At 70.5% G+C, this 22,345-nt stretch carries 20 protein-coding genes; 10 read left to right on the forward strand and 10 right to left on the reverse strand.

Annotated elements, in window-relative coordinates; genetic code table 11:
- Positions 1-17: 17 nt before the first annotated feature.
- Genes ACZ4SA_RS09540 through ACZ4SA_RS09550 form a run of 3 tightly spaced genes read right to left on the reverse strand, consistent with a single transcriptional unit; the run spans position 18 to position 3,573 of the window.
- The gene (locus ACZ4SA_RS09540; protein ID WP_468271641.1) at positions 18-1,232 is read right to left on the reverse strand and encodes an acetyl-CoA C-acetyltransferase; all 1,215 of its coding nucleotides are present in this window, start codon (positions 1,230-1,232) and stop codon (positions 18-20) included.
- Between the two features lie 50 nt (positions 1,233-1,282).
- Positions 1,283-2,425, reverse strand: coding sequence for an acyl-CoA dehydrogenase family protein (locus tag ACZ4SA_RS09545; RefSeq protein ID WP_468271644.1), 1,143 nt, complete (start codon positions 2,423-2,425; stop codon positions 1,283-1,285).
- Complete coding sequence (locus tag ACZ4SA_RS09550; protein WP_468271647.1) at positions 2,422-3,573, reverse strand: CaiB/BaiF CoA transferase family protein; 1,152 nt, start codon at positions 3,571-3,573, stop codon at positions 2,422-2,424. Before ACZ4SA_RS09550 ends, ACZ4SA_RS09545 begins: the two co-directional genes overlap by 4 nt.
- 377 nt (positions 3,574-3,950) lie before the next feature.
- On the opposite strand from ACZ4SA_RS09550, the gene ACZ4SA_RS09555 reads away from it, so the two are divergent.
- Positions 3,951-5,150: a saccharopine dehydrogenase family protein gene (locus ACZ4SA_RS09555; RefSeq protein WP_468271649.1), complete on the forward strand. Its 1,200-nt coding sequence runs from the start codon at positions 3,951-3,953 to the stop codon at positions 5,148-5,150.
- 307 nt (positions 5,151-5,457) lie between these two features.
- Here the strand turns inward: ACZ4SA_RS09555 and ACZ4SA_RS09560 are convergent, their stop codons facing one another.
- Positions 5,458-6,156, reverse strand: a complete 699-nt coding sequence (locus ACZ4SA_RS09560; protein ID WP_468271652.1) for an endonuclease V — start codon at positions 6,154-6,156, stop codon at positions 5,458-5,460.
- 37 nt (positions 6,157-6,193) lie between these two features.
- Positions 6,194-6,430: a hypothetical protein gene (locus ACZ4SA_RS09565; protein WP_468271655.1), complete on the reverse strand. Its 237-nt coding sequence runs from the start codon at positions 6,428-6,430 to the stop codon at positions 6,194-6,196.
- A gap of 414 nt (positions 6,431-6,844) precedes the next feature.
- Between ACZ4SA_RS09565 and ACZ4SA_RS09570 the strand changes: the two genes are divergently transcribed.
- On the forward strand, positions 6,845-7,144 hold the full coding sequence (locus ACZ4SA_RS09570; protein ID WP_468271658.1) for a YciI family protein: 300 nt from the start codon (positions 6,845-6,847) through the stop codon (positions 7,142-7,144).
- A 16-nt stretch (positions 7,145-7,160) separates the two neighbouring features.
- Here the strand turns inward: ACZ4SA_RS09570 and ACZ4SA_RS09575 are convergent, their stop codons facing one another.
- Positions 7,161-8,264 (reverse strand): WD40/YVTN/BNR-like repeat-containing protein, encoded by a 1,104-nt coding sequence (locus ACZ4SA_RS09575; protein ID WP_468271661.1) that lies wholly within the window; start codon positions 8,262-8,264, stop codon positions 7,161-7,163.
- Between the two features lie 196 nt (positions 8,265-8,460).
- On the opposite strand from ACZ4SA_RS09575, the gene ssgD reads away from it, so the two are divergent.
- Entirely contained in the window at positions 8,461-8,877 is a 417-nt protein-coding gene (gene ssgD / locus ACZ4SA_RS09580) for a spore wall synthesis regulator SsgD (RefSeq protein WP_468271664.1), read from the forward strand.
- 43 nt (positions 8,878-8,920) lie between these two features.
- Here the strand turns inward: ssgD and ACZ4SA_RS09585 are convergent, their stop codons facing one another.
- Complete coding sequence (locus tag ACZ4SA_RS09585; RefSeq protein ID WP_468271667.1) at positions 8,921-9,730, reverse strand: isocitrate lyase/PEP mutase family protein; 810 nt, start codon at positions 9,728-9,730, stop codon at positions 8,921-8,923.
- Between the two features lie 355 nt (positions 9,731-10,085).
- Between ACZ4SA_RS09585 and ACZ4SA_RS09590 the strand changes: the two genes are divergently transcribed.
- The 4 genes from ACZ4SA_RS09590 to ACZ4SA_RS09605 all read left to right on the forward strand — a co-directional run bounded on the left by ACZ4SA_RS09590 (position 10,086) and on the right by ACZ4SA_RS09605 (position 14,679).
- On the forward strand, positions 10,086-11,729 hold the full coding sequence (locus tag ACZ4SA_RS09590) for an ABC-F family ATP-binding cassette domain-containing protein (RefSeq protein WP_468271670.1): 1,644 nt from the start codon (positions 10,086-10,088) through the stop codon (positions 11,727-11,729).
- A 118-nt stretch (positions 11,730-11,847) separates the two neighbouring features.
- Positions 11,848-12,624, forward strand: coding sequence for a dimethylargininase (gene ddaH / locus ACZ4SA_RS09595; RefSeq protein ID WP_468271673.1), 777 nt, complete (start codon positions 11,848-11,850; stop codon positions 12,622-12,624).
- A gap of 117 nt (positions 12,625-12,741) precedes the next feature.
- A complete protein-coding gene (locus ACZ4SA_RS09600; RefSeq protein ID WP_468271676.1) occupies positions 12,742-13,716 on the forward strand; it encodes an acyl-ACP desaturase in 975 nt (324 codons plus the stop codon).
- 54 nt (positions 13,717-13,770) lie between these two features.
- Positions 13,771-14,679: a chitosanase gene (locus tag ACZ4SA_RS09605; RefSeq protein WP_468271858.1), complete on the forward strand. Its 909-nt coding sequence runs from the start codon at positions 13,771-13,773 to the stop codon at positions 14,677-14,679.
- A gap of 42 nt (positions 14,680-14,721) precedes the next feature.
- On the opposite strand, the gene ACZ4SA_RS09610 is transcribed toward ACZ4SA_RS09605, so the two are convergent.
- Positions 14,722-14,967 carry a WhiB family transcriptional regulator gene (locus ACZ4SA_RS09610; protein ID WP_356633148.1) on the reverse strand — a complete coding sequence of 82 codons (246 nt, stop codon included), beginning with the start codon at positions 14,965-14,967 and terminating at the stop codon, positions 14,722-14,724.
- A 79-nt stretch (positions 14,968-15,046) separates the two neighbouring features.
- On the reverse strand, positions 15,047-15,844 hold the full coding sequence (locus ACZ4SA_RS09615; protein ID WP_468271679.1) for a VOC family protein: 798 nt from the start codon (positions 15,842-15,844) through the stop codon (positions 15,047-15,049).
- A gap of 27 nt (positions 15,845-15,871) precedes the next feature.
- Here ACZ4SA_RS09615 and ACZ4SA_RS09620 point away from each other — a divergent pair, with 27 nt between their 5' ends.
- The gene (locus ACZ4SA_RS09620) at positions 15,872-16,285 is read left to right on the forward strand and encodes a hypothetical protein (protein WP_468271682.1); all 414 of its coding nucleotides are present in this window, start codon (positions 15,872-15,874) and stop codon (positions 16,283-16,285) included.
- Positions 16,286-16,364: 79 nt separating this feature from the next.
- On the opposite strand, the gene ACZ4SA_RS09625 is transcribed toward ACZ4SA_RS09620, so the two are convergent.
- Complete coding sequence (locus ACZ4SA_RS09625) at positions 16,365-17,354, reverse strand: multicopper oxidase domain-containing protein (RefSeq protein WP_468271685.1); 990 nt, start codon at positions 17,352-17,354, stop codon at positions 16,365-16,367.
- A gap of 197 nt (positions 17,355-17,551) precedes the next feature.
- Here ACZ4SA_RS09625 and ACZ4SA_RS09630 point away from each other — a divergent pair, with 197 nt between their 5' ends.
- Together ACZ4SA_RS09630 and ACZ4SA_RS09635 are read left to right on the forward strand one after the other, a co-directional pair.
- Complete coding sequence (locus tag ACZ4SA_RS09630) at positions 17,552-20,047, forward strand: ThuA domain-containing protein (protein ID WP_468271688.1); 2,496 nt, start codon at positions 17,552-17,554, stop codon at positions 20,045-20,047.
- On the forward strand, positions 20,044-22,266 hold the full coding sequence (locus ACZ4SA_RS09635) for an OmpL47-type beta-barrel domain-containing protein (RefSeq protein WP_468271691.1): 2,223 nt from the start codon (positions 20,044-20,046) through the stop codon (positions 22,264-22,266). The genes ACZ4SA_RS09630 and ACZ4SA_RS09635 overlap by 4 nt, the downstream gene beginning before the upstream one ends.
- The last annotated feature ends 79 nt before the right edge of the window (positions 22,267-22,345 follow it).

Raw genomic sequence — 22,345 nt, forward strand, 5'->3', positions numbered from 1 at the left:
GCGGAAGAGGACGGGGATCAGAGACGCTCGACGACGGTGGCGATGCCCATGCCGCCGCCCACGCACAGGGTGGCGAGGCCGTACCGCTTGTCCTGGCGCTCCAGTTCGTCGATGAGGGTGCCGAGGATCATCGCTCCGGTCGCACCGAGCGGGTGGCCCAGGGCGATCGCGCCGCCGTTGACGTTGACCTTGTCGAGGGACAGGCCCATGTCCTGGGCGAAGCGCAGGACGACGCCGGCGAAAGCCTCGTTGATCTCGACGAGATCGATGTCGTCGATGGTCAGCCCGGCCCTGGCGAGTGCCTTGCGGGTGGCGGGCGCGGGGCCGGTGAGCATGATGGTCGGCTCGGAGCCGGAGACGGCGGCGGAGACGATCCGGGCGCGCGGGGTCAGGCCCTGGCGCTCGCCGACCTCCTTGGAGCCGATGGCGACGAGGGCCGCGCCGTCGACGATGCCGGAGGAGTTGCCCGCGTGGTGGACGTGGTCGATCTTCTCGACCCAGTGGTACTTCTGCAGTGCGACGGCGTCGAATCCGCCGAGTTCGCCGATGCCCGCGAAGGAGGGCTTGAGGGCGGCGAGGGAGTCGGCGGTGGTGCCGGGCCGCATGTGCTCGTCGTGGTCGAGGACGACCAGGCCGTTGCGGTCGCGGACTGGGACGACCGAGCGGTCGAAGCGGCCGTCCTTCCATGCGGCGGCGGCCCGCTCCTGCGACATCGCCGCGTACTCGTCGACGTCACGGCGCGACCAGCCGCCGAGGGTGGCGATCAGGTCGGCGCCGATGCCCTGCGGGACGAAGTTGGTGTCGAAGTTGGTCATCGGGTCGGCGAACCAGGCGCCGCCGTCCGAGGCCATCGGCACCCGGGACATCGACTCCACACCGCCGGCGAGGACCAGGTCCTCCCAGCCGGAACGGACCTTCATGGCAGCCATGTTGACCGCCTCGAGACCCGAGGCGCAGAAGCGGTTCTCCTGGACGCCGGCGACGGTGTCGGGCAGCCCGGCCGCGATGGCGGCGATCCGGGCGATGTCGGAGCCCTGGTCGCCGACGGGGCCGACGACGCCGAGCACGATGTCGTCGATCGCGGCGGGGTCGAGGCCGGGGAAACGGGCCCGGGTCTCGTGGATCAGTCCGACGACGAGGTCGATCGGCTTGGTGCCGTGCAGGGCGCCGTTGGCCTTCCCGCGCCCGCGCGGGGTGCGGATCGCGTCGTACACGTAAGCTTCGGTGCTCACTGTCTGGAGCCTTTCATGAGGGTGTGCCGTGCGGGACGGTGTGGGTGGGGTCAGCCGAGCAGGGAGCGGCCGATGATCTCCTTCATGATCTCCGTCGTGCCGCCGTAGATCGTTTGGATGCGGCCGTCCGTGAAGGCCCTGGCGACGGGGTACTCGCTCATGTAGCCGTATCCGCCGTGCAGTTGCAGGCAGCGGTCCGCCGCGCGCTTCTGCAGCTCGGTCGCCCACCACTTGGCCATCGAGGCGTGTACGGCGTCGAGTTCGCCGTTCGCGTGGTCTTCGATGCAGCGGTCGAGAAAGGCGCGGGTGACGGCGCACTCGGTGGCGAGCTCCGCGATCTCGAAGCGGATGTGCTGGAGCTTCGCGAGCGGCCGTCCGAAGGCCTCACGCTCCTTGACGTACTGGGTGGTGATCTCCAGCAGGTGCTCGGCGGCGGCGATCCCGGAGACGGCGATCGCCATGCGCTCCTGCGCGAGGTTGGTCATGAGGTGGATGAAGGCGCCGTTCAGCTCGCCCAGGAGGTTGGCCTTGGGCACGCGGACGTCCTTGAAGAACAGCTCCGCGGTGTCCTGGGACTTCTGGCCGATCTTCTCCAGGTTACGGCCGCGTTCGAATCCCTCCATGCCCCGCTCGACGACGAGGAGGGACAGGCCGTGCGCTCCTCCCTCGGGTGACGTCTTCGCGACGACGATCACCAGGTCGGCGAGGATGCCGTTGGAGATGAAGGTCTTGGAGCCGTTGAGGATCCAGTGGTCGCCCCGGTCCTCGGCGGTGGTACGTATGCCCTGGAGGTCGGAGCCGGCGCCCGGCTCGGTCATCGCGATGGCGGTGATGGTCTCGCCGCTGCAGAAGCCCGGCAGCCAGCGCCGCTTCTGCTCGTCGGTGGCGAGCGAGGTGAGATACGGGCCGATGATGTCGTTGTGCAGGCCGATGGCGAGACCGGCCGCGCCCGCGCGGGTGAACTCCTCGTGGAGCACGGCGGCGTAGCGGAAGTCGGCGTTGCCGCCGCCTCCGTACTCCTCCGGCACGGCGAGGCCGAGCAGGCCCTGACGGCCTGCGGCGAGCCAGGCGTCGCGGCTGACGATGCCGTCCTTCTCCCACTGCTCGTAGTGGGGCAGCACCTCCTTGGTGAGGAAGGTGCGGACGCTCTCGCGGAACGCCTCGTGCTCGGCTGTGAAGATGCGGCGCTTCATCGGTTCTCCCGGGACTCGTGGGGCACGTGGGGCTGGATGCTGCGCACGTCCCAGTCGCGGGCGACGTCCGCGGTGTCCGCGCCGGGCAGGGCCGGCGGCCGGGTCACGGCGGCCGGGGTGGCGGAGAAACGGGGTGCGGGCGCGGGCTGGACGATGCCTCCGTGGTCGACGAAAGTCTCCCTTGCGGCGAGGTGCGGATGGGCGGGGGCTTCGCGCAGCGAGAGCACGGGTGCGACGCAGGCGTCGGACCCCTCGAAGAGGGCGGTCCACTCGGCGCGGGTACGTGTCCTGAACCTGGCTGCGACCGCGTCGCGCAGCTCGTCCCAGCGGGCGAAGTCCTTGCGGGCCGGGATCTCGTCCTTGATCCCGAGCAGCTCGACGAACTGGTCGTAGAACTGCTGCTCCAGCGCGCCGACGGCCATGTACGCGCCGTCGGCCGTCTCGTAGCTGCCGTAGAAGGGACAGCCGCCGTCGAGCAGGTTGGCGCCGCGCCGGTCCTGCCAGCCGCCGGCCGCCATCATGCCGTGGATCATCGTGGCGAGGTGCGCCGCGCCGTCGACGATGGCCGCGTCGACGACCTGCCCACCGCCGCCCTCGCTGCGGGCGTGCTGAAGGGCCGCGAGCACACCGATGACGAGGTAGAGCGAGCCGCCCGCGTAGTCGCCCACGAGGTTGGCGGGGACGACGGGCGGCTCGTCGGCCTTGCCGATCATGGAGAGGGTGCCGGTGAGGGCGATGTAACCGATGTCGTGGCCGGCCCGCGGGGCGAGCGGGCCCTCCTGGCCCCAGCCGGTCATCCGCCCGTAGACGAGACGCGGATTGCGGGCGAGGCAGGCGTCGGGGCCGACACCAAGACGCTCGGCGACGCCGGGCCGGTAGCCCTCGATGAGCACGTCGGCACGCTCGACCAGGTCGAGGACCTGGGCGGGTCCTTCGTCGGACTTGAGGTCGATCAGCACGGACCGCTTGTTGCGGTTGGTGAGGTCGTACGCCGGATCGATGGAGAGGCCGGCGCCGCCGGGGCGGTCGACCCTCACGACGTCGGCGCCGAGGTCGCCGAGGAGCATCGCGGCGAACGGGCCCGGTCCGATGCCCGCCAGCTCCACGACGCGCACGCCGGCCAGCGGGCCGTTCCCTGACAGTGACATCCAGCCCCCAGCGGCTTCGGCACAACTGCTTTGACACAAGTGATGTAACACCAGTGATGGTAAGAACGTGTTCCACCCGGCACAAGGCTTTCGGGCGAGCAAGCGCTTAGATCCTCCGAGACCGCCGCCATCGCGCGCGGCACCCTGCGGGTTCAACGATGCGCGCCACCAATACGTGTCGCCGTCACCAAAGCGTGTCGCCGTCACCGATGCGTGTCACCGTCACCGATGGGGAACGGATCTTCTGCGCGGCCGGTTCGCGCGCTAGGGTCTGTCCGGCCCTGATCCGCCGGTCAGGCCCCTGACCTCACCACCGACGTCGGCGCGGTGGTGGCGGGGGCGCTCTCCTGCGGACGGCCCTGACGGCGGAGGAGCCATTGAACAGCCAGAACGGGACGGATCGCGCACAGCGCCCGTACGACATCGTGCTTTTCGGAGCGACAGGATTCGTCGGGGCGCTGACGGCCGAGTACCTCGCCCGGCACGCGCCCGCCGACTGCCGCTGGGCCGTCGCGGGCCGCAACCGGCAGAAGCTCGAGCACTTGCGGGAGCAGCTCGCAGTCATCAACCCCGCATGCGCGGGCCTGCCCTTGATCGAGGCGGACGCGGCCGACGAGGAGTCGCTGCGGGAGCTCGCCGCGTCCACACGCGTCGTCGCCACGACGGTCGGCCCCTACGTCTGGTACGGCGAGGCCTTGGTCGCCGCGTGCGCGGACGCCGGCGCGGACTATGCGGACCTGACCGGCGAGCCCGAGTTCGTGGACCTGATGTACGTGCGGCACGACGCGCGGGCCCGGGAGACCGGGGCACGAATCGTCCACGCCTGCGGATTCGACTCGGTCCCGCACGATCTCGGCGTGTACTTCACGGTGCAGCAGCTGCCCGAGGGCGTGCCGCTCTCGGTCGACGGCTTCGTCCGCTCCAACGCGATGTTCTCCGGCGGCACGATGGCCTCCGCTCTCACCGCGATGAGCCGGGGCCGGGAGTCGCTGCGCGCCGCACGGGAACGCCGCCTGCACGAACCGCGGCTCGTCGACCGCCGGGCACGCGCACCCCTCGGCGGGCCCCGCTTCAGCCGGGAGACGGGGGCGTGGGCAGTGCCCCTGCCGACGATCGACCCGCAGATCGTGGCACGCTCCGCCCGCGCGCTCGAACGCTACGGCCCCGACTTCCGATACCGCCACTACGCGGCGGTCAAGAGCCTGCCGATGGCCCTGGGCGGCCCGGCCGCCGTGGGCGTGGGCTTCGCCCTCGCCCAGGTCCCGGCGGCCCGGCGGTGGCTGATGGAGCGTTACGCCCCGGGCGACGGGCCGAGCGCCAAGCGCCGCGCCCGGAGCTGGTTCTCGGTCCGATTCGTGGGCGAGGGCGGCGGCCGTCGCGTCTTCACCGAGGTGACGGGCGGTGACCCGGGCTACGACGAGACGGCGAAGATCCTGGCCGAGTCCGCGTTGTGCCTGGCGCACGACTCCCTGCCGAAGACGTCCGGGCAGGTGACGACGGCGGTGGCGATGGGTGACGCACTGCTGACGCGACTGGACGCGGCGGGCATCACGTTCCGGGTGGCGCACAAGCGGTAGGACGGCGGGCGGGGACGGTTACCGGGCGGAGCCACTCCCCGGCTCGCGCCTTCCCGCAGCGCCGACGGACGGATCCCCGCGTGACGGCTCCGCCGCGTCACGGGCTCGGCAGCGTGGACCTGCTCGGCGGCCTGACGGGCACCGCCTCCTGCGCCTGGCGGCCTGGGACGGCGGGGTGGAGGCGGCCGCGTCACGGGCCGTTCCCCTCCCCTCCCCGCCCCAGCGCCTGCCGGCTTGGCGGGGACCACGGGGCCCGGTACCGCCGCCCTTCGGGCGGAGTGCTCGAACGCGGGACGGGCTGCCTTCGTCAGCAGGTTCCCGACGCCTCCCGCAGCGCCCGCCGGCACAGCGCGTCCGCGCGGCGCGTCGTTTCCGGGATGCGGAAGTCCCGCGCCAGCCGCAGCGTATGCGCGCATGCCGCGTGCAGCGTGACTCGGTGGCCGGCCGACACGAAGACCGGCTTCACGGCTTTCTGCGTGCGCAGCGCCCGCCCGACCTCCTCGCCGTCGTCGGCGAGGAGGGGCGCGAAGTCGCCTCGCTCGTCGCCGAGCCGGTCGTAGCTGAAGACGAACGGGTTCTTCGCCACGCCGATCGCGGGCAGCCCCGTCAGCACGCCCAGATGGCTGGCGAGCCCGAACCGGCGGGGGTGCGCCCGTCCGTAGCCGTCGCAGACGACGAGGCCGGGGCCGGCCGTGAGCGACCCGAGGGCGGCCAGCACCGTCGGGATCTCCCGGAAAGCCAGCAGGCCGGGCACGTAGGGGAAGGTGATCCGGCCGATCGCCGTCGCCTCTTCGACGACGTCCAGGGTCGCGGCGTCCAGTACCACCGCCGCCGCCGCGACGACATCGCGTTCGTCGTCGTACGCCACGTCCACGCCGGTCACCAGCCCGCTGCCGGGTGGCGGGCCGAGCTCGTCCAGGACGACGCGCTCGCGCAGCTCGTCCTGGACGGCCAGAGCGGCTTCTTCGTTCTCGGGCCAGTCGGCGGGCGCTTCGACGATCTTCATGGTGCGCCCAGCCTACGACCCGTACGAGCCGGTCGGCTCAGTACCAGGGCGTGCTCGCGAGGTCGTGGCCGTCGCAGGACAGGATCGCGCGCGAGAGGCGCCCGCCGAGGTTGTTCGTGATCTTGGTGTAGGCGTAGTCGATGCCGGGGTCGACGGACTCCGAGACCCAGCCGCCGCCGTCGGCGCGCTGCGCCACGGCCACACAGCCCGGACGGGAGTTCTCGATCCGGGCGAACGAACCGCACCGGCCGGAGCAGTAGTAACGCAGCGTCATACCCTCGGCGTGGCGCACGTACTTCTGGGAGAACGTCCCCGCACATCCCCCGACGGTCGGGTACTGCCCCTCGAAGGCTTAGGCACCGTAGTTGCCACCCGAGTACGAGGCGGCCTGGGCGGTGAACGGGGTGACGGCTACGACGGCGGCGGCACCGGCGGCTGCCAGCACGGTCTTCATGAGTCGGCGCGACATGAACCCTCTTCCCCCATGTGTCTGCTGGTCAGGCGACACTGCTGACTTCAAGGCCGTTCATTGCCGGTCCTGGCGTGCACGGCGGGAACACGGCAGTGTCCGGTCACCGGTCACGGACGCCGGCCCGCCGGAGGCGGTTCCGCTGCAGTCGGCCGCGGTAGGTCCGCCAGGGTTCGGCTGGATCCGGCCGGTGCGCCCCGCGCCGGTAGCCTGGCGATCATGTTTGTGATGGAACTGACCTACACCGCACCGGTCGAGCGCGTCGAACCCCTCCTCGAGGCCCATGTGGCCTGGCTGGACGCCCTCTACGAAGAGGGCGTCGTCGTCGCGTCGGGCCGCAAGAAGCCGCGCGACGGCGGGATCATCCTCGCCGTCGGGGACGATCGCGCGGGGATCGAGAGGATCGCGGCGACCGACCCCTTCGTCGAGGGCGCGGTGTGCACGTACCGGATCACCGAGTTCATCGCGACCAAGACCGCGCCCGAACTCGCCCCCTACCGCCAGCAGTTGTCCTCCTGACGGCCGCTGAAGGCCGTCAGAACTCCAGGCGGGCCACCCGGCCCTTCTCCCCCGAGGCCCAGCAGCCGAAGTCCGGCGTGCAGTCGACGGTGTCGAACGAACCGCTGTCGACCGTGCGCCAGGTGCGCCCGCCGTCGGTCGTCAGGTCCGTTCCGGTGGGTCCGACGGCAAGTGCGGCGGATGAGCTGTGCGGCAGCCAGGTCACGCCCGAGCGGTATGCGGGCGGCGCCGTCCCGGCCTGCCGCCAGCTGCGGCCGCCGTTCCCGGTGACGGCCGCGGACTGCGGCGACGCCTGGTCGGCGCGGTAGTCGCCGCCGACCGCGAGGCCGTGCGCACGGTCGCGGAACGCGAGCGCGAAGACGCCACGGGCCGGGTCCCCGGCGGGGATCGTCGACTCGGCGACGGTCCAGTTCAGGCCACGGTCGGCGGAGTGCAGCACCCGTGCCGTGGCGCCGCCGCCGGTGGCCAGCCACACGTCCTTGGGGCCGGAACTGACGAGACACTGGCCGCTCGCGGCGAATCCCGCCTCGCCGGGCAGGGCAGCCGGCATCCCCGTGTTCGGCAGCACCGTCCAGGAACGGCCGCCGTCGCCGGTGGACAGGATGCGGTACCTGCCGTCCACGGGATCGCTCATCGCCAGCCCGTGCCGGCGGTCGAAGAAGGTCATGCAGTCGTAGAACGCCTTGGGGTCGGTGTTGCGGAACGACTCGGTCCAGCTCGCCCCGCCGTCCTCCGTGCGCAGCACCCGGGACGCCTCTCCCCCGCCGATGGCGAGGACGACCGCGCGCCGGCCGTCGAACGCCTCGACGTCGCGGAACTCCAGTCCCTCCGCGCCGGGCGGAGAGACGTCGAGCCAGCTGCGGCCGCCGTCGGCCGTGCGCAGCACGGTGCCCTTCGAGCCGGCCACCCAGGCGGTCTTCCTGCTGACGGGCGCAAGGCCGCGGAACCGCACGTCGGTTCCGGTGTCCTTCAGGCTCCATCCGGCGGCGTCGCGCTGCGCCGGCCGGTCCGCCTGCGCCGGCCCGTCCACCGCCTGCGCCGGCGCGGCCAACACAGCGGCCACCGCAGCCGCGCACAGACCCACCGACACCGTTCGTCTCGTCTTCCCCATGGACGTCATGGCGCTGGAAGCTAGCCCACGGGCACATGCCCGTCCAGGGTGCGTGCGCGGCCCGCGCTCAGGGGAGACCCGTGCGCGGTGACACATGTCACTGCCCGTTCCGGTGCACGGAATCAATCATTCCGACGTCTTCTTCTGTGCACAGGGAAACCTCCGTCACCGGGACCCCACGAGCCGCACACGAAGGAGCGGGCCTTTGTCCACCGTCATCGAGCAGGCCGTCCAGGCCCGCCTCGTCGCCTCTGCTCCCCAGATGGAGTCCGTGCCCGCGACGCTGCACTACGACCGCCGGGATCCCTTTGCCGTCCGCATCGACTTCCCCGGCCCCGCGACGCTGGAGGGCACCGATGTGTCCTGGACGTTCTCGCGGGAGCTCCTGGCGGACGGGGTCCTCGAGCCGGCCGGACTCGGAGACGTGCGGGTCCGGCCGTACGGGTACGACCGGACGGTCCTGGAGTTCCACGCCCCCGAGGGGATGGCGGTGGTGCACATCCGCACCGGCGAGCTGCGCCGCTTCCTCGAACGCGTGGAGGAGGCAGTTCCCGAGGGGAACGAGCATCTCTATCTGGGGCTCGACCACGACCTGGCCGAACTGCTGCGCGACGCCGCCTGAGCTGCTGCGCGCCGGCAGTCGGACGGCGAGACCCTCGGTGCCCTCACTCGCCCAGCAGCGTGTTGAGCTCCGCGTAGTCGTACCCGCCAGCCAGTGAGCCGTACGTGCCCTCGGTGAGCAGCTCCCGCGCAGCGGCCCGTACGAGCGCGTGCGCGGCCTGGGCGACGCCGGCCCCGACACTGACGCGCGCCGCGCCGAGCCGGCCCAGTTCGGACACGCTCGGCGCCCCCGGGCCCGCCATCACGTTGAGCGGTGCGTCGATTCCCTGCGCGAGAGCCTCCACGGTGCGCGGGTCGACGACACCCGGCACAAAGATGCCGTCCGCACCGGCCGCGAGGCAGGCCACGGCCCGCTTCAATGTCTCCTCCAGCCGGTCCTGCTCAGCACCGACGCCCGCCAGATACACGTCGATACGGGCGTTGACGAAGAGCGGCACGCCCGTGCCGTCGGCGGCCGCACGCGCCGCGGCCACCCGCAGTACGTGCTCGGCGGCGGGGCGGTCACCGTCCTCGATGTTCACGCCGACGATTCCCGCCTCGAGCAGCCGGCGGACCGTCACCGCGACGCCGTCGGCGTCGTCGGCGTAGCCGCCCTCGATGTCGGCGGTGACGGGTACGTCGACGGCGGCGGCGATACGTGAGGCCCGTTCGAGAGCGGCAGCGCGGTCCAGCCGCTCCCCGTCCGCCGCACCCAGGTCCCAGGCGACGCCCGCGCTCGTGGTGGCGATCGCGGGCGCACCGGCCCCGGCGACGATCCGGGCGCTGGCGATGTCCCAGGCGTTCGGGAGGACCAGCGGGCGCTCCGCGGTGTGCAGGGAACGGAAACGGCGGGCGAGTTCGGAAAGCTTCGTCATGCCCCGCATGCAATCAGTCCGAGCACGGCGGGCGCTGGCGGTTTTCCGGCATCAACGCGGCTCCCGGAAGCCGGGCCGCGCGCCGCGACGGACCGGCGTTGACAGCCGACCCGGCGTCTTCTACAGTGTACAGCGGTTCTGTTGTCGTCGATCGGAGTAGGACGTTGCTCGTCTGAGGTCTTGAGACACCGCGCACCACCGGCCACTGCCCGTGGGTGCATCGTGTGCGACCTCGGCGACCCGTGCCGTCCACTCTCCCGACCGGGACCTCTTCCTTTTCCCGGCGGCTGTCGCACCCGCCCCTTGGTGTCTCCACCCGTTGCCCCACCCCGTACCAAGCAACCGGGAGGCCCCTGTGTCTACTTCCCCCACGTATGTCACCTGCTCCGCGCTCGGCTTCACCTGGCCGGACGGCACCACCGTGTTCGAGGACTTCCACCTCGCCATCGGTCCTGGCCGCACCGGCCTGATCGGACTCAACGGGTCAGGAAAATCAACCCTGTTGCGCCTGATCGCCGGTCTTCTCACCCCGTCCGCCGGATCCGTCCGCACCATGGGCGAGGTCGGCTACCTGCCGCAGAACGTGGTCCTGGACACCGCTCTGCGGGTGGACGAGGTCCTCGGCATCGCGACGACCCGTGCCGCGCTGCACGCCATCGAGGCCGGGGACCCGAGCGAGGACAACTTCACCGCGGTCGGCGACGACTGGGACGTCGAGGAGCGCGCACATGCCACCTTGAACCAGCTGGGTCTCGGGCACATCGGTCTCGACCGCACCATCGGCGAGGTCTCGGGCGGCGAGGGCGTCCTGCTGCGGCTGGCGGCACTACTGCTGGCCAGGCCCGGCGTGCTGCTGCTCGACGAGCCGACCAACAACCTGGACCTGTTCGCGCGCCGGCGCCTGTACGACGCCGTGGCGCGCTGGTCCGGGGTGCTGGTCGTGGTCAGCCACGACCGCCAACTGCTCGAACTGGTCGACCAGATCGCCGACCTGCGCGACGGCGAGGTGGCCTGGTACGGCGGCAACTACTCCGCCTACGAGGAGGCCCTCGCGGTCGAACAGGAGGCGGCGGAAAGGATGGTGCGCGTCGCGGAGGCAGACGTGCAGCGCCAGAAGCGCGAACTCGCCGACGCCCACATCAAGTTGTCCCGCCGCAAGCGGTACGGACAGAAGATGTACGACACCAAGCGGGAGCCCAGGATCGTGATGCGGTCCCGCAAGCGCGCGGCGCAGGAGTCCGCGGGCAAGCACCGCATCATGCACACGGAGAAACTCGCGGAGGCGAAGGAGCGGCTCGACGAGGCGGTCGAGGCGGTCCGCGACGACGACGAGATCCGTATCGAACTGCCCAGCACCCAGGTCCATCCCGGACGTGGCGTACTGCGCCTGAGCGAGCTGCGGCTGCAGTACGGGGCAGAGGCGAAAGGGGAGTTCGAGGTACGCGGGCCGGAGCGGATCGCACTCGTGGGACGCAACGGCGCCGGCAAGACGACGCTGCTGCGCACCATCGCCGGCGAGCTGGAACCGGTCGCCGGCGAGGCCGTGCCCGACGTACCGCTGCGTTTCCTGCCACAGCGCCTCGACCTCCTCGACGACGAGCTGAGCGTCGTGGAGAACGTGGCCCGGTTCGCCCCCGGCGCCTCGAACAACCAGATCAGGGCGCGGCTGGCGCGATTCCTGTTCCGTGGGGCGCTGGCCGACCAGCCGGCCGGGACGCTGTCGGGCGGTGAGCGGTTCCGCGCGGCTCTCGCCGCCCTGCTGCTCGCGGAACCGGCGCCGCAGCTGCTCATGCTCGACGAGCCGACGAACAACCTGGACATGGCGAGCGTGCGCAGCCTCACCGCGGCTCTGGAGTCGTACCAGGGGGCCTTGATCGTGGCGAGTCACGATCCGGCGTTCCTGGAGTCGATCGGCATCACCCGGCGACTGCTGCTCGACGGCGAGCTGCGGGACGTCTCCGCGGAAGAACTGCGGGAGGGAGTGTTCCCGATGGGATGACAGCGGTAGGAGCAGGGGCGGGGCGGCGATCAGGCCGACGGGGGATTCCGTCGCGCGGGGACGGCGGGTCATGATGGGCGCGACCGGCCACCGTCAGCGCGCGTCTGGAGAATCCTCCGTGCCCAGCAGAAAAGCACTGATCCGCCGCCCCGGCCCTCGCCTCGCCGAGGGGCTGGTCACCCACATCGAGCGCACCCCGGTGGATGCGGACCTGGCCCGAGCCCAGTGGGAGGCCTACGCGACGGCGCTCCGCGCGCATGGCTGGGACACGATCGAGGTGGCACCCGCCGACGACTGTCCGGACAGTGTCTTCGTCGAGGACACCGTGGTGATGTTCCGCAACGTCGCGCTGATCGCCCGCCCCGGGGCCGAGTCCCGCAGGCCGGAGACCACCGCGGTCGAGGAGACCCTGGCGGCGCTCGGCTGCTCGGTGAACTGGGTGTGGGAGCCGGGCACGCTCGAGGGCGGGGACGTCCTCAAGGTCGGCGACACGGTCTACGTGGGCCGCGGCGGCCGGACCAACGCCGACGGCGTGCGGCAGCTGCGTGCCGCCTTCGAACCGCTGGGGGCGCGGGTCGTGGCCGTGCCCGTCAGCAAGGTGCTCCATCTGAAGTCGGCGGTCACGGCGCTGCCCGACTCGACGGTCGTCGGCTACCCGCCGCTGGTCGATTCACCGACGGTCTTCCCCCGCCATCTGCCGGTCCCGGAGGAGGCGGGGTCCCATGTCGTGCTGCTCGGTGGCGCGAAACTGCTGATGGCGGCGAGTGCGCCGAAGACTGCGGAGCTGTTCGCGGATCTCGGCTACGAGCCGGTGCTGGTCGACATTTCCGAATTCGAGAAGCTCGAAGGATGCGTGACCTGTCTCTCCGTACGCCTGCGCGACCTGCACGCATAACGGTACGTAAGCGGACATCGCTCTCGGCGGCTTGGCCGGAGGCTTATCGCGTGCTTAACCTACGGTTTCGTAACCTACGAGTACGTAGGTAACTCTCCCCGTCCCCCAGGAGCACCCGTGACCCTCACTTCTCCCCACCTCGGCAGTTCGGAAGCGTGGACCGACGCCCGGCTGCTGTACGCGCTGGAAGAGGTGGTGGAGACGGAACTCAACCGCCATCTCAAGGTCGCCAAGGACTGGATGCCGCACGAGTACGTTCCGTTCTCCGACGGCCGCAACTTCCCCGGCATCTTCGAGGACGGCGAGGGCTGGGAGCCCCAGCAGTCCAAGGTCACGGACATCGGCAAGATCGCGCTGGTGGTGAACCTGCTCACCGAGGACAACCTCCCCAGCTACCACCACGAGATCGCCAGCCTCTTCGGCCGTGACGGCGCGTGGGGCACCTGGGTGCACCGCTGGACCGCCGAGGAGGGCCGGCACGGCATCGTGATGCGTGACTACCTGCTCACCTCGCGCGCCGTCGACCCGGACCAGCTCGAGCAGTTCCGGATGGCGCACATGGCGGAGGGCTTCGAGTCCGACAACCGGCACTCGATGCTCCACTCGGTGGCGTACGTCGCCTTCCAGGAGCTCGCGACCCGCGTCTCGCACCGCAACACCGGACACCAGTCGGGCGACCCGGTCTGCGACCGGATGCTGGCGCGTATCGCCACCGACGAGAACCTCCACATGGTCTTCTACCGCAACCTGCTGGGCGCGGCTTTCGAGCTCGCCCCCGACCTGACGATGCAGGCCGTGCGCGACGTGGTCGTGAACTTCCGTATGCCGGGGCACGGCATGCCGGGCTTCGAGCGGGCCGCCGCGCAGATGGCGATCGGCGAGATCTACAACATGCGCATCCACCACGACGACGTGCTCCAGCCGGTGCTGCGCTTCCTGAAGGTCATGGACATCGACGGCCTGGGCCCGGAGGGCCGCAAGGCGCAGGAGGAGCTCGGCCTGTACATGGGCGGGCTCAATTCGGAGGCGGCCAAGTTCGACGAGAAGCTCGCGGCCCGCAAGGCCCGGATGGCGGCGCGCGCGCAGGGCTGAGCCCCTCCCTTGGGGCCCGCGGGACGCCGCCGTACGCTGTCCCGCGTGAAACCCCTGACGCGCATCGCCTTGGTCGGCGCTCCGATAGCCATCGCCGTCTCCGTCTACTTCGGCGGGGGCGGCGAGCCGCAGCGCCCCAAGGACGACCCGAGCCTGCGCATCAGCCGGACGACCGCGCCCAACCCCCTGAAGGCGGGCAGCCCCGGCGAGCAGCAGGAGCTGGACGACCGCATCGACGCGATGCCGGCGGGGCTCGCCGCTCCCGCGAAGAAGGAGCTGGCCGCCAAGCTGGTGGCGAGCGCGGAGAACTCGACGCTGGACTGGCGCGGCCAGTACGGCGCCATCGAGGACATCGGCGACGGCAACGGCTACACGGCCGGGATCGTCGGCTTCTGCTCGGGCACGAACGACATGCTCCAGCTCGTCGAGTACTTCACCGAGCGGCACCCGGACAACCCGCTGGCCCGCTACCTCCCTGCCCTGCGCAAGGTCGACGGCAGCGACTCGCACGAGGGCCTGGGCGCCCCCTTCGAGGCGGCCTGGGCCGAAGCCGCGGAGGGTCCCGCCTTCCGCGCGGCGCAGGACGCGCTGCGTGACCGGATCTACTTCGACCCGGCGGTGCGGCTCGCCAAGATGGACGGCCTGTCCACGCTCGGCCAGTTCATCTACTACGACGCGATGGTGCTGCACGGCCCGGGGCTCGGCCCCCAGGGCTTCTACGGCATCCGCGAGGCGGCGATGGCGAAGGCCGACACGGCGGCGGAGGGCGGCGACGAGAAGGCCTACCTGAACGCCTTCCTCGACGCCGGCCGGGCCGTGATCGGCCGCCAGCGGACCGAACAGACCAGGGACCCCTCGCGCATCGACACAGCTCAGCGGGTGTTCCTGCGGAACGGGAACATGGAGCTGGACGTGCCGCTGGAGTGGGCCGTCTACGGCGAGACCTTCCGCGTCACCTCGTGAGCCGCCGGGCCGTCGGCGGGGCTTGAGCCCGCCCGTTCGTACTCAGCGGCCGGTGCGCTTGAGGCGGTGGCGTTCCTTCTCCGAGAGTCCGCCCCAGACGCCGAACCTCTCGTCGTGCGTCAGCGCGTACTCCAGGCAGGCCACTCTGCCCTCGCACGCTCCGCACAGCTGCTTGGCCTCGCGGGTGGAGGAGCCTGGGGCCGGAAAGAAGAACTCGGGGCCCGCCTGGGCGCACAAAGCGCTCTCCTGCCAGGCGAGTTCCTGCTCGGTGGTGGTGTTGATCGGCATGTGTGACACGTTGCCGCGAGCTGATAAACACCCGGTCAATGAAGCATCAACGATTCCCGCCCCTGCCTTTGACTGTGTCTCAGCGCGCCGACCGGAAGCTCTGCAGTACGGCGAACCGGGCGCCCGCCGGGTCGGCGAGCTTGGCGAAGCGGCCGACGCCCTCCAGGTCGACCGGTGCCATCCTGATGCCGGCGCCGAGCTCCTGGGCCGTGGCGACGGTGGCATCGCAGTCGGTGACGCCGAAATAGGGCAGCCAGTAGGGCCCGCCGGCGGCCTCGAGCGGGTCGGCGCTCAGCGGTACGACACCGCCGAACACGGCGTCCTGGCCCGCGCCACCCGGGTTGACCATGGTGTAGGTGCCGCTGCCGTCCGGCATGGGCATGGACGAGGTCTCCCACCCGAAGACATCGCCGTAGAACGCGAGGGCCGAGTCGGGCTCGGGCGTGTAGAGCTCGAGCCAGCACAGCGCCCCCGGGTCGTCAACCCGGTCGAGGCCCTTGTTCCGGCCGGGCTCCCAGCCGGCGAAGCCCGCTCCCGCGGGGTCGAGGCAGATCACCATTCGTCCCTGGTCGAAGACGGCCATCGGCTGGAACACCACCGAGCCGCCGCGCTGTTCGACCGCTTTGACGGTGGTGTCGGCGTCCGGTGTCCGGAAGTAGACGCTCCAGCCGGGTGGGCCCTGCTCCGGGGGCACGGTCATGCCGGCCGCGACCGTTCTGCCGTCGAGCTGGAACATCCCGTAGCCGCCCGCTTCCGGTCCGGCCGACTCGAAAGTCCAGCCGAACACCCCGCCGTAGAAGGCCTTCGCCGCCTCGAGGTCGGGTGTGCCGAGGTCGATCCAGTTCGGGGAGCCTGTGACATACGCGGTGCTGAGCATGGTTCCCTCCTCGGGCCGGTCCCCCGAATGACCGTCCCCAGTCTGCTCCCCGCCCCGCCCGAACGCAGCCCGGCGCGCCGCCCCGTACGGCCGACGCCGGTGGCCGGCGCCGCGGCCTTCGGGGTGCTCGGCGGCGGTGCCGCCCTCTTCGGCGGGTACGAGGACGATGTCGACCGTCTCGTCCTGTGCACGCTCACCGGCACCACCGCCGAGCCGTATGCGACCACGACCCTCGTCCGGCCCGTCGGCGCCTCCGTCGGGCGCCGCCGGATCGTCGGCCGGGGGCCTCGCATCCACGTGGAGCCCGAGCCGAGCACCGCGTGGGTGGTGTGGGACCTGAGCACTAGGGCGTGTTTCGAAAGTCCCGCCTGGCCCACGACGCCTGGCACGCACACTCGCTGCGTTGTCGGAGTCATCCAAGTACGTCCAGTACGAGGATGATCCTCCGCCTTGCGATTGCACGCACCAGACGCCGCGAGCCCCGCCCTGCGGGCGGACGGCGCCACTTTCGAAACACGCCCTAGTGATGCTCCCCGCCGGATCCCGGATGGTGCGGCTCGTAGCCCGGGATCGTGCCGTCCGGCTTGGCCACGAGGAACAGGCCGGCCATGCCCATGTCGGAGTGGCTCTGGACGTGGCAGTGGTACATCCACGCCCCGGCGCCCACGCGTTCGCCGGCGATCACCTGGAAGCCGAACGAGTCCGCGGGACCCGTGATCTTGTTGTCGATGACCCTGCTGACGTCGTCGGCTCCCGAGAGCAGGCCGGTTCTGTTGTCCGCCCAGCGGTGACCGTGCATATGGAAGGTGTGGTAGTACTCGCCATGCGTGATCATGATGACTTCGACGCGGTCGCCCACCGTGGCCTGGAAGTTGGGCGGGTCGGCGGCGGGCCGGTTGTTGATCGTCATGTCGTTGAAGACGATGGTGAACTGCTTGTCGGGGAGGATGTCGCCCTTCCTGCGCACCACCAGCGGCCCGTACAGGCCCTTGCGGATGCCGCCGGTGCCGTGGTCCGTGCCGACGACATGGTCGTGGTAGTGCCAGTAGCCCGCGCTGCCCGGCCGCCACGTGCCGTCGGAGCGTTTGCCGGGGGCGTGCGTGCGCCAGGTGTAGGTGCGGGTGGCGCCCGGTTCGACATGGCTGCGGCTCATCCTCGTGCCGTCGTTGGCGATGTCGTAGTCGACCCCATGGGGGTGCAGGCTCACCGGCACGTCCATCAGGTTCTCGAACTCGATGTGCAGGGTGTCGCCTTCGACGAGTTCGATCAGCGGGCCGGGGATCGTCGGCTTGCCCTTCTCCGGGCCGTAGCCCATCGATCCGTTCGCCATCTTCTCGGCGTACAGCTTGAGATGGCGTATCTCCCCGCCCGCCTGGGCAGTCTTGGGGGCGACCGTGGCCGCAGTGGGGGCAGCATTGGAGGCGGAAGCAACCGACAACGATGTCACGCCCGTGGCCGCCGCGGCCGCGCCACCCGCGAGCAGGCGTCGGTTGAAGCTCCGTCTGTCCATGTCGAACTCTCCAGTCGTCGGCAGAGATTGACGGGGCGCAACTGCCCCCGGGGACGGCCACACGGTAGCCGGGTGATCTTCGTTTATCCACAGCCAGGACAAAGTTCGTCGTGATGCGGTCATATCTATTGGCGAGCCGCGAAAAGAGGTCTAGCTTCAACGGCTGTTGTTGTGACCAAAGAGGGGTGGGTGACCACATGCAGCACGCACCACATCACAGGTCCGGAAGTCCAAGATCCCGAACACGCCTTCTGGCTGCGGCACTTGGAGTCGGCGCCCTGACCGCTTCCCTGCTCGGCGGCGGCGGTGCCGCAAGCGCCGCGCCCTATCCGCCGGAGCCCAGTGCGACAACGTTGTCCCTGCCATCACCGCCGGGCGGCGCGAATGTGCGGGTCCTCGTCTTCCACGGCTCCGCCACGGCGGAGTCGCCGACCGTCAACGCCGGCATCTCCGCGATCGAGACGATCGGGCTGACCGGCCCGTCAGCAGGCCGCTTCAAGACGGAGGCCACCGACGACCCCGCGGTCTTCACCGATGCCAAGCGGCTCGGCCGGTTCAATGCCGTGGTGTTCCTGACCGGCGGCGGCGATGTGCTCGACCCCGAGCAGGAGGCCGGCCTCGAGTCGTATCTGGAGGCGGGCGGCGGGTTCGTCGGCCTCCATGAAGCGGCCCGCACCGAGCCGTACTCGGACTGGTTCACCGGTCTGATCGGCGCCCGGCCGACGGGGGCCCCGAGCAGCACCCAGCGGGCTGTCGTCGAGGTGGGCGACCGCACACATCCGGCCACGAAGTCGCTTCCCCTGCAGTGGAAGCGGCCCGACAAGTGGTTCAACTGGGCGGAGAACCCCTCCGGCAAGGTGCACACCGTGGCACGGCTGAAGGAGAGCTCCTTCACACCGGCCGCCAAGGGCAACGGCTGGGACCACCCTGTCTCCTGGTGCCGTGACTACGACGGCGGCCGCTCCTTCTACACCGGCATGGGCGGCACGGTCGACAGTTACGCGGAGACGGACTTCCGCGACCATCTGCGCGGCGCGCTCGCCTGGACGACGCGACTCTCGCAGGCCGACTGCAAGGCCACCATCGACGCCAACTACACCGCCGAGCGGGTCACCCAGCCCAACCAGCCCGGCCGGAACGACCAGATCGGGGAGCCGCACGGACTGGTCACCGCCCCCGACGGGCGGGTGTTGTACATCGGGCGCGGCGGCGCCGACTCGTCCCAGCCGGTCGTGACCGACTGGAACGACCCGGACATCGGAAAGGGCCAGGGCGAGATCCACGTCTACGACCCGAAGACCAAGAAGGTCACCAAGGCGGGCGCGCTGACGGTCTTCGGCAACAAGGGTGGCGGCGGCGAGCTGGTCAAGAACGAGGAAGGTCTGCTCGGCATCGAGCTGGACCCCGACTTCATGACCAACGGCTGGGTGTATCTGCACTACACGCCCCACTCGCAGATCAACCGGGACACGCACATGGCCGAGCGCCGGGTATCCCGCTTCACCCTGGACCTCGCGACCGACAAGCTCGATCTGTCCAGCGAGCAGGTGCTGCTGCACTGGCCGGTGCAGATCCACAGCTGCTGCCACTCGGGCGGCGGGATGGCCTGGGACTCCGAGGAGAACCTCTACATCGCCACCGGTGACAACAACTCGTCCGGCTTCAGCGGCGGTTACTCGGGCAACAATCCGGAGCCGGACTTCAAGGGCGTCTCCTTCGCCGACGCGCGCCGCACCGCGGGCAACACCAACAACCTCAACGGCAAGATCCTGCGGATCCACCCCGAGGACGACGGCACCTACACGCTGCCCGCGGGGAACCTGTTCACCGGCGAGGAGACAGCTGAGGGCGGCGGCAGGACCCGCGGCGAGATCTATGTGATGGGCGTGCGCAACCCGGCGCGTATCTCCGTCGACAAGACCACTGACGTCCTTTACGCGGGCTGGGTCGGCCCGGACGCGGGTTCCCCCTCGACGACCTGGGGTCCCGCCAAGTACGACACCTTCGCCGCCATCACCAAGGCCGGCAACCACGGCTGGCCGTACTGCATGGGCAACAACCAGCCCTATCGCGACCGCAATCTGCCCGACCCGAGCAAGCCGCTCGGCTGGTACGACTGCGACGCCCCGAAGAACGAGTCCCCGAACAACGACGGTCTGGTGAACCTGCCGCCCGTCACGCCCAACACCATCTGGTACTCGCCGCAGGGCGGCGGCGTGGACTACCCGCGCGACGCGAACGGCATCCCGAGCTACCAGCAGGAGGAGCAGAAACTGCTGCTGCCGTGGCTCAAGGGCGGCGGCCAGGCCACCATGAACGGCCCGGTCTACCGCTTCGACGCCGCAAGTGACTCGGCGGTCAAGTGGCCTGCGTACTGGGACGGCAAGTGGTTCGTCGGCGACTTCTACGACGGGGACCAGCCGCGGCACGCGGTGCTCACCGACCCGAAGACCGTCGGCAAGGGCGGTCTGCCCGTGCACGCCGAGTCCCTCAAGAAGATCGTCCCGGTGGGCTCCGGCGGTATCCGCAACCTCATGGACTGGAAGTTCGCGCCCGACGGGTCGCTGTACGTCCTGGACTACGGGCGGGGGTTCTTCACCTCCGACTCCAACTCCGCGCTGTGGCGCGTGACCTACAAGGGCGGCGGGGCGACCCCGGCCGCGGACCAACTGGCGAGGAAGGCGGCCCGGTGACCTTCGGACACAGAACCGCGGGCTTCTGGACGGCCCTGCTGGCCGCCGTGGCGACGATTGTCGGACTGACGTCCGCGGTCGCGTACGGAAGGACCGACGCCACGCGGGCCGGTGGCGGGCAGGCGGCGGCCGCCCAGGTGCTGACCTGGAAGGCCGGCGACCCGATCGACACGTACCTCTCCTTCCCGGCCACGGCGGTGGCGGGCCCCGCGACGATCGTCTTCGAGAACAGCACGGCCACCGGCAACACCACGGGAATGCCGCACACGCTGACGTTCTCCGTCTCGGACGTCGAGTTCAACAACGACGTGCCTCTCAACATCCTGGCCAATCCGAACGACGACATGGGCGGCAAGCACACCGCCGAGGTCAACCTCACGGAGGGCCGCTACTTCTACCACTGCACCATCCCGGGCCACGGCTCGATGCAGGGCATCCTGACCGTCACCGCGGGCAGCGGCGAGGACACCACCGCACCCGTCACGACGGCGAAGGTGGACGGCGACAAGAACGCCGACGGCGCCTACGTCGGCCAGGCCACCGTCACCCTGGCGGCGACCGACGAGGGCGCGGGCGTCGACAAGATCGAGTACGCGGTCGGCGCGGACGGTCCGTGGCAGCCGTACACGGCGCCCGTCGTCGTCGACAAGGTCGGCACACACACGATCCGCTACCGCGCGTACGACAAGGCGGGCAACGTCGAGGCGGAGAAGGCGGTCGACTTCGCCGTCGCCGCACCGCCGACGGACGACACGACCGCGCCGGAGACCTCGGCGACGGTCAGCGGCGACAAGGACGAGCAGGGCCGCTATCTGGGCATGGCCACGGTCACGGTCGCCGCGTCCGACGCCGGTTCGGGTGTCAACACCATCGAGTACGCGCTCGGTGACGGCGCCTGGCAGCCCTACACCGGACCGGTGATGGTCAATGAGGCGGGTGCGCACAAGGTCCGTTACAAGGCGACCGACAAGGCGGGCAACGCCGCCGCGGAGAAGTCCGTCGACTTCACGGTCGTCGCGCCGCCGGCCGAGGACAAGGAACCGCCGCAGACCACCGCCGGCGTCTCCGGCAAGCAGAACTCCGACGGCGCGTACATCACCAGCGCCACGGTGACCGTCGTCGCGGTGGACTCCGGAGGCTCGGGTGTCGACCGGGTCGAGTACTCGCTCGACGGCGGTCCTTACCTCGCGTACACCCTGCCCGTGCTGGTCGACCGGGTCGGCTTCCACACGGTCCTGTACCGGGCCGCGGACAAGGCGGGCAACACCTCGGAGGCCAAGAGCCTGTCCTTCACCGTCGCGGAGGGAGGCGGCGTCCCCGCGCCCGACTGCCCCGAGTACGACGAGCGGGCCACCGTGATCGTCGGCACGATCGACACCGGCGTCCCCAACCGCATGACGCGCAGCCGCTGCACCGTCAACGAGCTGATCGAGGACGAGAAGGACTGGTCCTCGCACGCCCTGTTCCTCAAGCACGTCGACAAGGTGATCGACGCGCTGCTCGACGAGGGGGTCATCGACGCCCGCGAACACCGGCAGATCTACCGTGCGGCCAAGAAGTCCGGCATCGGCGAGCCGGGCCGGACCGACGGCTACCGCAAGCTCTTCGACGGCACCGAGGAGACCTTCGCCAAGTGGCAGCACGTCGGCGGCGGCAAGTTCTCGCTGAGCGCGGACGAGGCCATGACCAGCAGCACGACCGTGCCCGGAATGGGCATGCTGTGGTTCCCGCAGCGGCAGTACGGCGACTTCTCGCTGAAGCTCCAGTGGCGCGACGACGCACCGGGCCCGGGCAATGCCAACGGCGGTGTCTTCGTCCGCTTCCCGTACGTCCACGACAACCCGGAGGAGTCCCGTCCGGAGTGGGTCGCGATCAAGTACGGCCATGAGGTCCAGGTCCTGGACCGCCCGGGCGGCGACATGTACAAGTCCGGCTCGATCTACGGCTTCGACCGCGTCGGCCTCGCCGGTGCGGGAGTGACACCGAAGGGCACCTGGAACGACTACGAGATCCGGGTGGAGGGTCAGCACTACTCGATCCTCCGCAACGGCAAGCTCATCAACGAGTTCGACAACACCGGCGGCCAGGTCTTCGAGCCCCCGCGCTCCGACGACCCGGGCACGGACGGCCGCCGGTACGCCTCCGGCTACATCGGCCTCCAGGTCCACGGCACCACGGACGTCATCTCATACCGTGACATCAGGATCAAGGAGCTCTGACTTCTCCCACCCACTCGCATGCGATGGGCCCCCTCCCCCCAGGCCCCCAGGGAGGGGGCCCACGCCTGCAGCGGCCCGT

This window comes from Streptomyces sp. NPDC027962, from assembly GCF_055566095.1.

Coding starts and splice junctions, on each gene's coding strand:
- ACZ4SA_RS09565 (WP_468271655.1), bottom strand. CDS start 6,430: ATGACGCTGCGTTACTACTGCTCCGGCCGGTGCGGTTCGTTCGCCCGG.
- ACZ4SA_RS09585 (WP_468271667.1), bottom strand. CDS start 9,730: ATGACGAAGCTTTCCGAACTCGCCCGCCGTTTCCGTTCCCTGCACACC.
- ACZ4SA_RS09630 (WP_468271688.1), top strand. CDS start 17,552: ATGCAGCACGCACCACATCACAGGTCCGGAAGTCCAAGATCCCGAACA.
- ACZ4SA_RS09570 (WP_468271658.1), top strand. CDS start 6,845: ATGTTTGTGATGGAACTGACCTACACCGCACCGGTCGAGCGCGTCGAA.
- ACZ4SA_RS09550 (WP_468271647.1), bottom strand. CDS start 3,573: ATGTCACTGTCAGGGAACGGCCCGCTGGCCGGCGTGCGCGTCGTGGAG.
- ACZ4SA_RS09615 (WP_468271679.1), bottom strand. CDS start 15,844: ATGCTCAGCACCGCGTATGTCACAGGCTCCCCGAACTGGATCGACCTC.
- ACZ4SA_RS09610 (WP_356633148.1), bottom strand. CDS start 14,967: ATGCCGATCAACACCACCACCGAGCAGGAACTCGCCTGGCAGGAGAGC.
- ACZ4SA_RS09545 (WP_468271644.1), bottom strand. CDS start 2,425: ATGAAGCGCCGCATCTTCACAGCCGAGCACGAGGCGTTCCGCGAGAGC.
- ACZ4SA_RS09620 (WP_468271682.1), top strand. CDS start 15,872: ATGACCGTCCCCAGTCTGCTCCCCGCCCCGCCCGAACGCAGCCCGGCG.
- ACZ4SA_RS09560 (WP_468271652.1), bottom strand. CDS start 6,156: ATGAAGATCGTCGAAGCGCCCGCCGACTGGCCCGAGAACGAAGAAGCC.
- ACZ4SA_RS09575 (WP_468271661.1), bottom strand. CDS start 8,264: ATGACGTCCATGGGGAAGACGAGACGAACGGTGTCGGTGGGTCTGTGC.
- ACZ4SA_RS09625 (WP_468271685.1), bottom strand. CDS start 17,354: ATGGACAGACGGAGCTTCAACCGACGCCTGCTCGCGGGTGGCGCGGCC.